Raw genomic sequence first — 12,252 nt, 5'->3', positions numbered from 1 at the left:
GGGTGGTCTCCTGGGGGGGTTGGGGTAAAATGCTCCCGGTCTAGCCATGGGCTCTCCACCGGGCACCCACCTGCCCCAGGCGCTATTGCCCCTGTTACGCCAGGGATTAACGGGGCTTCCCCAAGCCCTGGAGGGCGTGGCCCAGGCGCTCAAGGCGCACCGGGCCTACCTCTTCCGCTTGGAGGAGCGCCAAGGCACCTGGTACACGAGCCAGCTCGCCGAGTGGGCCGGGGAGGGGGTGAGCCCGCAGATCCAAAACCCCGCCCTCCAGGACCTGCCCATGGAGGAGGCGGGGTACGGGCGCTGGTTGAGGCGCTTTTTGGCCAACCAGAGCGTGGGCGGGCCCGTGGCCGCCTTTCCCCAAGAAGAGCAGCCCCTTCTCCTGGCCCAAGAGATCCAAAGCCTCCTGGTGGTGCCCATCTTCGTGGAGGGGAGGCTTTGGGGCTTTTTGGGCGTGGACGACTGCCTTCGGGAGAGGCAGTTCACCCAGGAGGAGGAGGCCCTTCTCCGCCTCCTCGCCGAGGCCCTGGCGCAGACCTTGGAGCTGTGGGAGCGGACCCGCTGGCTCGGCTTTTTGGTGGAGGCCTCCCCCTTTTACCTGGCCCGGCTCTCCCCGGAAGGCAGGCTTCTCCACGCCAACCAAGCCCTAAGGCAGGCCTTTCCCCAAGGGGTTTCGCTCCCGCTAGGGAACGCCTTGGCCGAACCCGGCTCCCCCAAGACCCACTTCGCGCGGGGAAAGCGGGCCGTGGCCTGGACCCTGGTGGCGGTGCCGGGGCCGGGGGGCGTGGCCCTCGAGGTCCTGGCCCTGGGCGTGGACGTGACGGAACGGGAGGAGGCGGAGGCCCGGGAACAGCGCTGGAACGCCTTCCGCAAAAACCTCCTCCGCATCTACGAAACCCTCATGGCCGAAGGGCTTTCCGACTCCATTTTCGGCCTCATCCTGGACGCCGCCTTGGACACCATCCCGAGCGCCCAAGCGGGAAGCGTCACCGTGCTCATGGAGGACGGGTGCTACCACTTCGTGGCGGCCAGGGGCTACGACCTTAGAGCCCTGCGTCAGGTCTGCCTGCGGCCGGAAGAGCCCCTTTCCCTCACCGGGCACCAGACCGCCCAGGTCTTCACCTGGCGGGAACTCGCCCGCTTCAACGCCCGCTTGGACCCCGAAAGGCGGCGGGTGATGGAGGAAGCGGGCCGCGTTGGGGAGATCAAGGCCATCCTCTCCGTGCCCGTCTTCTTGGCGGGGGAGCGGAAGGCCTTTTTGTACCTGGACAACTTTGAGCGGGAAGACGCTTTTACCCCTTTAGACCGGGAGCTGGCCCAGGCCTTTGCCAGCCAGCTGGGCCTCCTTCTAAGGCGGATGGAGCTGGAGGGGCGGCTCCACCACCTGGCCTACCACGACCCCCTCACGGGCCTTCCCAACCGCCTCTTCTTCCTGGAAAAGCTGGCCCAGGCCCTCCAGGAAGACCCCGAGGGCCTAGCCCTCCTCTACCTGGACATGGACGGGCTCAAGCTGGTGAACGACCTGGACGGCCACGCCGCCGGAGACGAGGCGCTTCGGGTGGTGGCCGCCCGCTTGCGGGCCAGCTTGCGCCCCCGCGACCTGGTGGCCCGGCAGGGAGGGGACGAGTTCTTGGTCCTCCTCACCCACCTCAAGAGCCCGGAGGAGGCGGTGGCCGTGGCGGAGAGGCTTCTTGAGGTGGTGCGCCTCCCCATCCCCTTGCGGGAACGGGTCTACCACCTCACCACCTCCATCGGCCTGGTCCTGGGCGCACCCGGGCTTTCCCCGGGGGAGCTCTTGCAACGGGCGGACCTGGCCCTCTACCGGGCCAAGGGGGAGGGAAAAGACCGCCTAGCCTTTTTTGAAGCCCACCTGCAAGAGGCCCTGAGGCGGGAGATGGAGCTTGTGGAAGCCCTGAGGCAGGACCTGGAGCGGGAAGAAGGGCTTAACCTCGCCTACCAGCCCATCGTGGACCTGGAGGCCGGCAAGCCCGTGGCCATGGAAGCCCTCCTGCGCTGGCGCCTCGCCCCGCCGGGCGAATTCATCCCCCTCGCCGAGCGCCACCGCCTCATGGGGGCCTTGGGCCGCTTCGTGCTCAGGCGGGCCTGCGAGGAGCAGGCGAGGCACGGCCTGCCCGTGCACGTGAACGTGAGCCCGCAGGAGCTTCTAGATCCGTCTTATCCCGCCCAGGTGGCCCAGGTCCTCGAGGACACGGGCCTTCCCCCGCCCGCCCTGGTCCTGGAGGTGACGGAGTCCACCCTCATCCCCGACGAGCGAGGCCGGGACGCCACGCAAAGCCTAAAGGTGCTTCGTGCCCTTGGGGTCAAGGTCTTTTTGGACGACTTCGGCAGCGGCCACTCCAGCCTAGAGCGCCTTTCCACCCTGCCCGTGGATGGGCTCAAGCTGGGCCAGGCCTTCACCCAAGCCCTGGGCAGCCCCCCAGACCCCCAAAGCCCCGCCGCCCGGGTGGTGGGGGCCGTCTTGGCCCTGGCCCAGGCCCTGGGCCTCGAGGCCATCGCCGAGGGCATTGAGGACGAGGCCACCCTGGCCTACCTGAAAGCCCTAGGCTTCCGCCTGGGCCAGGGCTACCTTCTCGGAAGGCCTTCTCCCCTATACTCTGAGGAAAGGTGAGGCTCCCTGATCCTTGGAAAATCGCCTTTGCTTACCTCCTCCTTTCCTTGGCCTGGATTTTGGGAAGCGACCGGCTTCTCCTTAACCTCGCCCCCTCACCCCAGGCGCTCACCCTCTGGCAAAGCGTCAAGGGATTGGTCTTTGTCCTCCTTTCTGGCGGGCTCATCCTCTTTTTGACCCAGGCCTTTGAGCGTAAGTGGCAAAGGAACCTCCAATCTTGGAAAACATCGGAAGAGCGCTTCCGAACCCTTCTAGAAAACAGCCGCGAGCTCATCTACCTCCTGGACCGAGAAGGCTATATCCGCTACGTCTCCCCCAACGTGGGCCAGGTCCTAAACTACGACCCCCTGGGCCATACCCGCCAGAACCTCCGCGTCCTGGACTTCGTCCACCCCGAGGACCGCCCCTACGCCGAGGCGGCCCTGGAAGACCTCCTCCGCCACCCCGGGGAGGTACGGGAGTACCGCCTGCGCATCCTGGACGGCTGGGGAAGGGCGCGGGTGGTGCGGGTCTGGGGGAAGAACCTCCTGCGGGATCCTACTGTCCAAGGCATCGTCCTGAACGTCATGGACGAGACGGAAATAGAAGAGGAGCGGAGCCGATTTAAAGGCGTTCTAGAAGCCCTCCCGGGCGTGGTCTACCAGGCCCGGGTGACGGAAGGCCAGGACCCCGCCTACGCTCCCCTCTTCTACGCTAGCCCCCAGTCGGAAACCCTCTTCGGCTATCTGGCAGAAAGCCTCCTGCAAGACCCCGCCTTCTACTTCCAAAAAGTCCATCCCGAGGACCGGGCAGGGCTAGAGGAAACCGTCCGGCGCCCGGTAGCCGAACCCGGCAAGGTTCAGGTCTACACCTACCGCTTTCTCCACGGGAAAAGGAAGACCTGGGTCTGGCTGCGGGACACCCTGGTCTTTGACCCCGAGACCCGCCTCCTCACCGGCTACACCTACGACGTGAGCCAGGAGGTGGAGCAAGAAACCCGCTTCCGCACCCTAGCGGAAACCGCCCCCGCCCTCATCCTCCTTTGGCAACTGGAAAGCCTCGAGGACCCGGAAAGCGCTCGCCTGGTCTTCGCCAACCCCATGGTCACAGAAACCACCGGGTATACCCCGGAGGAGCTCGCCTCCCGACCCATCTGGGAGTTCGTCCACCCCGCCGACCGGGAAACGGTGCGAAACCGGGGCCTGGCCCGCCTAAGGGGGGAAAACCCTCCCGCGCGCTACGCTTGCCGCATCCTGGCCAAAGGGGGCGAGGTGCGCTGGCTGGACTACTCCGCCGCCCGGGTGGAGGTGATGGGCAAGCCCGCCATCCTGGGGGTGGGGCTGGACATCACCGAGGCCAAGGAGAAGGAACTGGCCCTGGAAGCCTTTGCCCGGGTGAGCCTCGCCCTGCGGCGAAGCGAGGACCTAAAGGAAATGATGGAACACGCCCTGGACGCCGCCTTGGGCGCCCTGGAGGCCCCCGTGGGGAGCATCCTTCTCTACGACCGGGATACGGGGCGGCTGGAGGAGGCGGCGAGCCGGGGCTGGCTCAAGCATATCCCCACGCCCCCCACCTTGGCCGAGGAGGGCATGGTGGCCCGGGCTTTCCAAGGGGAGGTGGTGGTGAGCCCCGACCTCAAGAACGATCCCCGGGTGCGCCCAGGGGCCAAGCCCTTGGTGCCCGAGGGCTTTAGCGGGGTGGTGGTCCCCATCCTGGCCGGCACGGAGCCCATCGGGGCCCTGACCTTGGCCTGGCCCCACCCCCGCACCCCCACCCCGGCGGAGGTGGAACGGGCCCAGCTCATCGCCGAGGCCATGGGCAACGCCGTGCGCCGGGCTAACCTAAGGCGGAAGCTTGCCCAGCGAGTGGAACAGCTGGAGGCCCTGCGGGCCATAGACCAAGCCATCCTGGCTTCCTTGGACCTTGCTCCGAGCCTCGAGGTCCTTCTGGACAAGATCTTCCTCCTTCCCGTGGACGCCGCCGCATTCTTCCTTTATAAGCCCGAGGAGAAGGCCCTTGTTTTCAGCGCAAGCCGAGGCTTCCGTAACCCCAAGGCCTTCGCTCCCCGAAGCCTCCGGCTGGGCCAGGGCCACGTGGGACGGGCCGCCCTTTTGGGCGAAAAAGTGGCGGTGGACGACCTGGAAAAGGAACCCGGAAGCCACCCAGCGTTCACGCGGCAGGAGGCCCTGGTCTCAGAAAGGGCCTACCCGCTCCTGGCCCGGGGCAAGCTCCTCGGCGTCCTCGCCGTCTTTACCCGCAGACCCTGGAACCTCTCTCCAGACGAGGAGGAGTTCTTAGAAGCCTTGGTGGGGCAAAGCGCCTTGGCCCTGGACAGCATACAGACGCTGCGGGAGCTTCAGAAAAGCCAAAGGGAGCTGGAAGCCGCCTACGAGCTCACCCTCTTGGGCTGGGCCAAGGCGGTGGAGCTCCGCGACCAGGAAACCGCCGGGCACACGGAGCGGGTCACGGAGCTCACCCTGCGACTGGCCCGGGCCCTGGGCGTGCCCGAGGAGGACCTGGACCACATAAGGCGCGGGGCCATCCTGCACGACGTGGGCAAGATCGCCATCCCCGACGCCATCCTGCTAAAGCCGGGCCCCTTGACGGAGGAGGAGTGGGGGGTGATGCGGCTGCACCCGGTCTACGCCCACGAGTGGCTTTCCGGCATCCCCTTCCTGAAGAAGGCCCTGGAAATCCCCTACTGCCACCACGAGCGCTGGGACGGCTCGGGGTACCCCCGGGGGCTAAAGGGGCTGGAAATCCCCCTTTCCGCCCGCATCTTCGCCGTGGTGGACGTATACGACGCCCTCACCTCCGACCGCCCCTACCGCAAGGCCTGGCCCCGGGAAAGGGCCCTGGCCTACCTAAAGGAGCAAGCGGGCAAGCAGTTTGACCCCGAGGTGGTGGCGGCTTTCCTTCGGATGATGGCGGGGGAGGGCCTCGAGACCACCCCCTAGTCCCAGCCCAAAAGCCGCCTTGCCTCCGGGGAAAGCCTCGCCGGGGTCCAGGGCGGGTCAAAGGTGAGCTCCACCCGCACCTCCTCCACCCCCGGAAGGGCGGACAAGGCCCGCCGCACCGCCTCCCCCAGGCTGTCGTGCAGGGGGCAGCCGGGGGTGGTGAGGGTCATGCGCACAAAGGCCTCGGGAGGCTCCACCCTGAGCTCGTAAACGAGGCCCAGGTTGACCACGTCCAGGCCCAGCTCCGGGTCGTACACCGTCTTGAGCAGGTTCCAGGCTTGCGTTTCCAGGCTCACCGCCGCATCACCTCCCAAAGAGCGTAGGCGTGCACCGCCGCTCCCACGGCCACCCCCCAGGCCGCTTGGGGCAGGACGGGGAAAAGAAGCGCCCCCACCGCCCAAAGCCCCCCTGCCAGGTACCCGAGCCCCTCCGGGAGCATCTCCTTGAGGAGGGGCACCCGCTCCTTCCCCGCCCTAGGGGCGTAGCGGTGGGTCCAGACCAAAAAGGGAAGGATTTTGTAAAGCATCCCGCTCACCGCCAGGCCCACAAAACCCAGGGCGAACCAGAGGGCGGCCCACACCGGTTTAAAGGGGAGGGCCAGAAGGGCCAGGCCCAAAAAGCCAAGCCCCGCCAGGTAGTGCCGCACCCCGATGTCCAGGGCGCGCTTCATGCGGTGCTTGAGGATCCGATAGGTGTCGTAGAGGGCAAGGCCGTAGGCCAGGAGAAGGAGGCCGTACCCCAGCCTCTCCCCCAGGGCCAACCCCCAAAGCCCGAGGTTGGCGGCCCAAAGCAAAAGCCCCAAGACCCCCTCGTCCACCCCGTGGGTGAGGGTGAACATGGAAACCAGCTTGTACCCCACCCCCAGGATGGAAAGGAGGAAAACCCCGCCCAGCCCGGCAAGGAGGTGCCACGCCAAGCGCTCGGGGTCGTAGAAGCCATAGCGGAGGGAAAGGGCCTGGACCAGGCCCAAGAGGGGGGTGAGGAGCAGGTAGAAGACCACCCAGGCCAAAGCGGTGGCCACCCGGTTCCAGCGCGGGGCAAGGCGGAAGGTCCGGTAAGCGTGGTAGGCGAAAAGGAGGATGGCGAGAAGGGCTAGCCCCCCGCCCAAGGGGACAAGGACCGGCAGCCGGGCAAAGCCCAGGGCCAAGAGGACCACCCCCAAGGCCCAAAGGGCCATCACCGGGTAGCCGAGGGCCGGGCGGTAGAGGGGCGCTTCCAGCACCACCGGCAAGAGCTGGTGCATGGCCCCAAGGAGCACCCCCACCCCAAAGCCCAGGAGGTACAGGTGGGCCCCCGCCAGGCCCAAAGGGTGCCGGGGCACGAGGAAGGCCTCCGGGTGGAGGACCCAAAGCCAAGCCCCCCAAAGGAGAAAGGCTTCCCCCAGAAGGATGAACCCGGCGGGAACGGCCAAGGGGATGACCCGGGTGTGGACGGTCGCCACCATGCCCTAATCCTGAGGGGCCCAGGGGGGCTTGGCCATAACCCAAGTCATGGCTAGCGCCCGGGGGGCAGGAGGGTGAGGGTGTCTCCCTCGGCCAAGGGGGTGGCCAGGCCCTGGAGGTAGCGGACATCCCGGCCGTTTAGGAGGACGGCAAAGCGGGGACGGAGGCGCCAAAGCGTCTTGGGCTCCAACCATAGGCCCACCGCCTCCTCGGCGAAGAGGGGCTCCAGGGAAACGTCCCTTAGGGCAGGAAGGGCGGCATACACCTTGCGCAAGGCTTCCTCCACGCTTAGAGCCCGCAGGGAAAGGGGCTTGGGCAAGGCGGGCTGGGCCAGGCCCAAGGCCTGGAAGCGGACGGAAACCCCCCCTTCCCGAAGCGCCAAGGCGGCGTCAAACCCCTTGCGCATCACCTCTTCCTGGGCCGAAAGGTATGCGAGCCAAGGGCGCACGTCCCGCACCCTTTCCGCCACGTACCGCCCCACCTGGGCGAAGGAAAGCCCCACGTACTCCGGGGGAATGTGGGCCCCCTTGGGCCCCAGGCCCCCGTGCCAGAGCCCCGCCCGGTACACCTCCCGGGCGAACTCCGCCGAGGTGTCCACCCCCAGGGTGCGGGCGAGCCAGGCGGCGAAGAAAGCCCGCCTCAGGTAAAGCTCTTCCTCCGGCACCCGCCCTTCCCAGCCCAAAGCCTTGGCGGTGCCCGGGTGACGGCTCAGGTGGTCGTACACCAGGGCCACAAAGGAAGCGGCGCCCTCCAGAAGCTTTTCCGCATCCAGGCGCATGGCCCGCTTGGCCTCCTCGGTAAGCCCCCCGAAGGCGAGGAGGTCCTGGAAGACCTCCTCGGGCAAGGGGGGCAGGTCCAGGACCAACGCCTCCACCTCCACGGCGCTCATATCCCCCTCCTTTCCCGCTCCTCGCGCATTTTTCTCAGCATATCCGCCGTCACCACCCGCTTGGTCATGGCGTGGGCGAAGACCAGGGTGGCAAGAAGCTGGAGGGCGCCGGAAAGGCCAAGCCAAGGCCGGGCTTGGGCGTGGCCCATGAGGTAAAGGGGCTCCAGGAAAAGGCGCAGGAGAAGCCCAGCGTTGAGGAGGAAAAAGGTGAGGGCCTCGAGGCGGTCCTGCCTTAGCCCCCCGGGCCTGGGCATCATCCAGTAGGCCACGCCCATGACCATCTGCAAGAAGAAGCCCACGAGCCCGGCGTGCACGTGGCTTGGGCGAAAGGGGCCCACGAGGCTTGGGAAGAGGTAAAAAAGGGTGCCCAACAAGGCGGTGTAAACCAGGTAAAGGAGGGCGGCCCGCACGAAGAGGAAGTGCCAAAAGCCCATTACCCCCCCTTGCGGATGAGGAGCTCCACCCGCCCCGGGCCCAGGTCCTTTAGGGCGTAGGCATGCCCCTCCTCCTCCAAGCGGGCCAGGAGGTGGACGGGGCGGCGCACGTGGTGGACCAAGAGCTTCTCCCCTGGCTTTAAAGCGGCCAGGGCCTCGAGGACCCGCACCATGGGCAGGGGCGGCTCCAGGTTCTCCTCAATGAAGACCTCCGCCTGGTAGGTTTCCCAGTCGGCCTCGGTGAGGGAGGCGACCCCTTTACCTCCCCCTATTCCCCCCTCCGCCCCTTGCCGGTAGAAGTGGGCCCGGTAGTGCCGCTCCCCGAGCTTTTCGCACCAGGCCAAAAAGCCCTGCTTGGCCAAAACCCGGTAAAGGGGCACAGGCTCAAAAAGGACCTCCAGCACGAGCCGCTTCCCCGGCTTCACCTCCTTGGCGGCGGCCATGATGTTTGGGAAGGGTTCGCCTCCCCCTTCCAGGATGGGCCGCACGTCCAGGTGGAAGCCCACGGGGGCGGAAAGCCAGGCGGGGGGCGGGGTGCCCACCAGGCTCTCCTCCGCCAGGGGCATAGAAGGGTTGGCCTCTACCCCCAAGGCGCGGTTGAGCCTAGCCACCAGCTCCTCCGGGGCAAGCCCCCCGATCCTCGCCGCCTGGGCCACGGTGACGAGGTTAGGCATGGTCCGGCGCAGAAGGGGGTTTTTGAGCTTGTGGAAAGCGGGGCTCGCCTCCAAAAAGACTTCTAGGAGCTCGGGCCAGCGCTTCAGCACCTCCGCCACCTTCATCTCCGGCCGGACCATACCGCCTCCTACCGCCGGGTGATCCGCACCCGCCACACCTCGGGGCCGGCCTCGAGGTACTCCCAGGCGAAGGCCCCGGGCCACTCCGCCTGGAACTGGTAGTAAAGGGGCTTAGGATCGTGGTCGTTGACCAAAACGAAACTCTCCCCCGGTGCCAGGCCGTCAAAGACGCCAAAGATCCGGGGGTGCCGCTCCCTTGGGGGTATGCTCCGCACGTCCAGCTCCATAGCGCCCCCAGTTTCCCGAAACCGGCTCCTCCTTCGCCATGACCCAGGTCAAGGCCCCCGCCTTTGGCGGGGGCCCACCGGGTAGGCTTTGGCTCAGCAGGGCTTCTCCGCCCCCTTGCGGGCGTAGTAGTACCAGTTTAGGAAGAGGTTTAGGGCGTAGAAGACCATGAGGCCGTAGAAGAAGGCGGTAAAGCCCCCCGTGGCCTTCTGGGTGTAAGCGGCCAGGGTGGAGAAGATAAAGGGCCCATAAGCGGCGATGGCCGCCGTCCAGCCGATCACCCCCCCCGCCTGCCTCGGGGGGAAGATCATGGGCATCTGCTTGAAGGTGCTGGCGTTCCCCACCCCGCTAAAGAAGAAGACCAGGAGCATGGCCAGCACAAAGAGGGGGAACTGCTCCAAGGAAGTCGGCCGGGTGAAGAGGGTGACCAAGAGGGCGGATAGGAAGATGCCCAGGGCGGAAACCTGGGTCACCACGGCTCCGCCATAGCGGTCGCTCACGGGCCCAGCCAACACCCGGGCCAAGGAACCCACCAGGGGCCCAAGGAAGGCATAGCGCAGGGGATCGGGGGCGCCATCAAACTTCCCGTAGACCTCCCGGATGAGCAAGGGGAAGATGGCGGAAAAGCCCGAGAAGGAGCCGAAGGTCATGATGTAGAGGCTGGTCATGATCCAGGTGTGCTTGTCGCGGAAGATGTCAAACTGCTCGCGGAAGTTGGCCCGCACCGGGACGCTCCGCAAGAAGGTCCAGGCGAGCCAGGCTCCCACCAGAACAAAGGGGATCCAGATAAACGTGGCGTTTTGCAGCCAAATGGGCTGGCTGACCCCAGGCTTAGGGGTAAAGGTCTGGGGGCCCCCCAGCAGGGAACCGAAGAGGCCGAAACCGATGATCCAAGGGGTTACGAACTGGACCACGGAAACCCCGAAGTTACCGATTCCCGCCTGCAAGCCCAAGGCCGTTCCCTGCAGGCGTTTGGGGAAGAAGTAGCTGGTGGAGGGCATGAAGCCGGAGAAGTTCCCCCCGCCAATCCCCGCCAAGAAGGCGAGGAAAAGGAGAACCCCATACGGCGTGTGGGGGTTTTGCACGGCAAAGCCCCAGCCCAAAAGGGGGATCAGGAGGAGCAAGGTGGAGAAGGTGACCAGGTGCCGGGTGCCCAAAATAGGGGGCAGGAAGGTCCAAACGATGCGCAACGTCCCCCCCGCCAGCCCTGGCATGGCGGTGAGCCAGAAAAGCTGGGTCGTGTCCAGGGGGAAGCCGGACTTGGGCAGGCGCACCACCAGGGCGCTCACCACGTACCAGGTGATGAAGGAGAGGGTGAGGTTGAAGGTGGTGATCCAAAGGGTGCGCCAGGCCAAGGCGGGGTCCCAGCGCTTGGGGTCTTCTGGGTTCCACTCTTTCAGCCAGGTGCCCTTGAGGGTCTTGGTCATGGCCGGTCTCCTTTCAGCTCAAACTCGTGCCGCAGGTGCTTGGCCTCTTCCTGGAGAAGCTTGATCACCGTGAGGTGCATCCAGAGGAAGGCGAGGGCGGTGAGGAGGAAGAGCACGAAAAAGGTCGTCTGGGGGAGTCCCGTCCAAGCCTGGGTGTAGGCGAAAAGGGGCGGCAGGAAGAAGCCTCCCAACGCCCCGAGCATCCCCACTAACCCCCCCACCGCGCCCACGTCCTGGGGGAAGTAGGTGGGGATGTGCTTGTACACCGCCGCCTTGCCGATGCCCATCCCCACCCCGATGAGGAAGACCAGAAGGGTGAAGAGCCAGACATTCATGGTGAACCGCATAACCTCCTTGGTCCCCTCCTTGGTGTAAAGAACGATGTGCCCTTCGGGCATCATGAGCACTCCCGAGGCCAGGAGGATGATGCCGAAGGTCCAGTACATGACCCGCCGAGCCCCAAGGCGGTCAGAGAAATAACCGCCCACGGGGCGGAGGAGGCTCGCCGGGAAGATGAAAAGGGCGGTGAGGAGCGCGGCTTCGTGCAGGGGCAGGCCGAAGACGTCCACGTAGTACTTGGGCAGCCAGGAGGACAAGGCCACGTAGGCGCCGAAGACCACCACGTAGTAAAGGCTGAAGCGCCAGACCCGCACGTACCTGAGGGGCCTGAGCATCGCCAATAGGGGCCGCCCCTGCCCCGGCCGCTTGTCTTGTCGGGGGGTGCCGAACCACAGGACCAGGCCCATGAGGACCAGAAGGATGCTGTAGAGGAAGGGGATGAAGCGCCAACCCCCGGGGATGAGCCCCCCCAGGTACCCAGCGGGCGGGATGCTGGCAATGAGGGCGGGGCCGATGAACTTAGTGACGCTGGCCCCCACGTTCCCCGCCCCGAAGACCCCCAGGGCGAAGCCCTGTTGCTCCTTGGGAAACCAGGCGGAGTTCCAGGCGATCCCCACGCTGAAGCTGTTCCCGGCGAAGCCCACCAAGAAGGCGTAAAGGAGGAGCTCCTCGTAGCTTCCGGCGCGGGACACCAGGTAGGCGGGGATGGCGGTGAAGAAGAGCATCAGGGTGAAGACCAGCCTTCCCCCGTAGCGGTCGGCAAAGATGCCCGCCAGGAGCCGCCACAAGGAGCCGTTCAGGATGGCCACCGCCGAAAGCCAGGAAAGCTGCACGTCCGTGAGCCCAAACTCCTTGCGGATGGGCACGCCCAGCACCCCGAACATGAGCCAAACGGCAAACATCAGGGTGAAGGCCAGGGTGGAAAGCCAAAGGACGCGGAGGCGGTCCGGCTTTTCCCGTTCCAGTTGCGCAGGATCATGGACCATGGTTCACCTCGCCAGCTTCCTAATCCACATCACGATCTGCCAAGGCCGCACCAGGTATCCCAAGGGCACGGTGGTCGTGTAAGGATTTATGTGTAAGGGTCCGTGTTTAATAGGGGGGCACACCTTAGCACGAGGAGGTGCCCCGTGGACC

Annotated in this window: 10 protein-coding genes; 2 read left to right on the top strand and 8 right to left on the bottom strand. The window is 66.2% G+C overall.

All coding sequences use genetic code 11. The features are described from left to right. The first annotated feature begins 46 nt into the window (after positions 1-46). Together L0D17_RS04735 and L0D17_RS04730 are read left to right on the top strand one after the other, a co-directional pair. Positions 47-2,629: a bifunctional diguanylate cyclase/phosphodiesterase gene (locus L0D17_RS04735; RefSeq protein WP_243094116.1), complete on the top strand. Its 2,583-nt coding sequence runs from the start codon at positions 47-49 to the stop codon at positions 2,627-2,629. Then, positions 2,626-5,565: an HD domain-containing phosphohydrolase gene (locus tag L0D17_RS04730; RefSeq protein WP_243094115.1), complete on the top strand. Its 2,940-nt coding sequence runs from the start codon at positions 2,626-2,628 to the stop codon at positions 5,563-5,565. The genes L0D17_RS04735 and L0D17_RS04730 overlap by 4 nt, the downstream gene beginning before the upstream one ends. Here the strand turns inward: L0D17_RS04730 and L0D17_RS04725 are convergent. The 8 genes from L0D17_RS04725 to L0D17_RS04690 form a co-directional block, all read right to left on the bottom strand. Beyond that, positions 5,562-5,861: a metal-sulfur cluster assembly factor gene (locus L0D17_RS04725; protein WP_039456366.1), complete on the bottom strand. Its 300-nt coding sequence runs from the start codon at positions 5,859-5,861 to the stop codon at positions 5,562-5,564. The two genes, L0D17_RS04730 and L0D17_RS04725, sit on opposite strands and share 4 nt — an antisense overlap. Continuing rightward, positions 5,858-7,009, bottom strand: coding sequence for a hypothetical protein (locus tag L0D17_RS04720; protein ID WP_243094114.1), 1,152 nt, complete (start codon positions 7,007-7,009; stop codon positions 5,858-5,860). Before L0D17_RS04720 ends, L0D17_RS04725 begins: the two co-directional genes overlap by 4 nt. Positions 7,010-7,059: 50 nt before the next feature. Then, on the bottom strand, positions 7,060-7,896 hold the full coding sequence (locus L0D17_RS04715; RefSeq protein ID WP_039456361.1) for a protoglobin domain-containing protein: 837 nt from the start codon (positions 7,894-7,896) through the stop codon (positions 7,060-7,062). Next, on the bottom strand, positions 7,893-8,330 hold the full coding sequence (locus L0D17_RS04710; RefSeq protein WP_039456359.1) for a hypothetical protein: 438 nt from the start codon (positions 8,328-8,330) through the stop codon (positions 7,893-7,895). The genes L0D17_RS04715 and L0D17_RS04710 overlap by 4 nt, the downstream gene beginning before the upstream one ends. Next, a complete protein-coding gene (locus tag L0D17_RS04705) occupies positions 8,330-9,124 on the bottom strand; it encodes a DUF2249 domain-containing protein (RefSeq protein ID WP_243094113.1) in 795 nt (264 codons plus the stop codon). Before L0D17_RS04705 ends, L0D17_RS04710 begins: the two co-directional genes overlap by 1 nt. An 8-nt stretch (positions 9,125-9,132) precedes the next feature. Further along, positions 9,133-9,351, bottom strand: coding sequence for a DUF2249 domain-containing protein (locus L0D17_RS04700; RefSeq protein ID WP_243094112.1), 219 nt, complete (start codon positions 9,349-9,351; stop codon positions 9,133-9,135). Positions 9,352-9,444: 93 nt separating this feature from the next. After that, complete coding sequence (locus L0D17_RS04695) at positions 9,445-10,776, bottom strand: MFS transporter (protein ID WP_243094111.1); 1,332 nt, start codon at positions 10,774-10,776, stop codon at positions 9,445-9,447. Continuing rightward, positions 10,773-12,101: an MFS transporter gene (locus L0D17_RS04690; protein ID WP_243094110.1), complete on the bottom strand. Its 1,329-nt coding sequence runs from the start codon at positions 12,099-12,101 to the stop codon at positions 10,773-10,775. The genes L0D17_RS04695 and L0D17_RS04690 overlap by 4 nt, the downstream gene beginning before the upstream one ends. Between the last annotated feature and the right edge of the window lie 151 nt (positions 12,102-12,252).

Origin of the sequence: Thermus thalpophilus, assembly GCF_022760915.1 — a bacterium.
Taxonomy (GTDB): Bacteria; Deinococcota; Deinococci; order Deinococcales; family Thermaceae; genus Thermus; species Thermus thalpophilus.
Note: the sequence above shows the minus strand (reverse complement) of the source record. Positions and strands in the feature narration are given on the sequence as shown.

What these genes read in the sequence shown, in the direction of transcription:
- L0D17_RS04735 (WP_243094116.1), top strand. Translation starts at nt 47, where the DNA reads ATGGGCTCTCCACCGGGCACCCACCTGCCCCAGGCGCTATTGCCCCTG.
- L0D17_RS04720 (WP_243094114.1), bottom strand. Translation starts at nt 7,009, where the DNA reads ATGGTGGCGACCGTCCACACCCGGGTCATCCCCTTGGCCGTTCCCGCC.
- L0D17_RS04715 (WP_039456361.1), bottom strand. Translation starts at nt 7,896, where the DNA reads ATGAGCGCCGTGGAGGTGGAGGCGTTGGTCCTGGACCTGCCCCCCTTG.
- L0D17_RS04710 (WP_039456359.1), bottom strand. Translation starts at nt 8,330, where the DNA reads ATGGGCTTTTGGCACTTCCTCTTCGTGCGGGCCGCCCTCCTTTACCTG.
- L0D17_RS04705 (WP_243094113.1), bottom strand. Translation starts at nt 9,124, where the DNA reads ATGGTCCGGCCGGAGATGAAGGTGGCGGAGGTGCTGAAGCGCTGGCCC.
- L0D17_RS04700 (WP_243094112.1), bottom strand. Translation starts at nt 9,351, where the DNA reads ATGGAGCTGGACGTGCGGAGCATACCCCCAAGGGAGCGGCACCCCCGG.
- L0D17_RS04695 (WP_243094111.1), bottom strand. Translation starts at nt 10,776, where the DNA reads ATGACCAAGACCCTCAAGGGCACCTGGCTGAAAGAGTGGAACCCAGAA.
- L0D17_RS04690 (WP_243094110.1), bottom strand. Translation starts at nt 12,101, where the DNA reads ATGGTCCATGATCCTGCGCAACTGGAACGGGAAAAGCCGGACCGCCTC.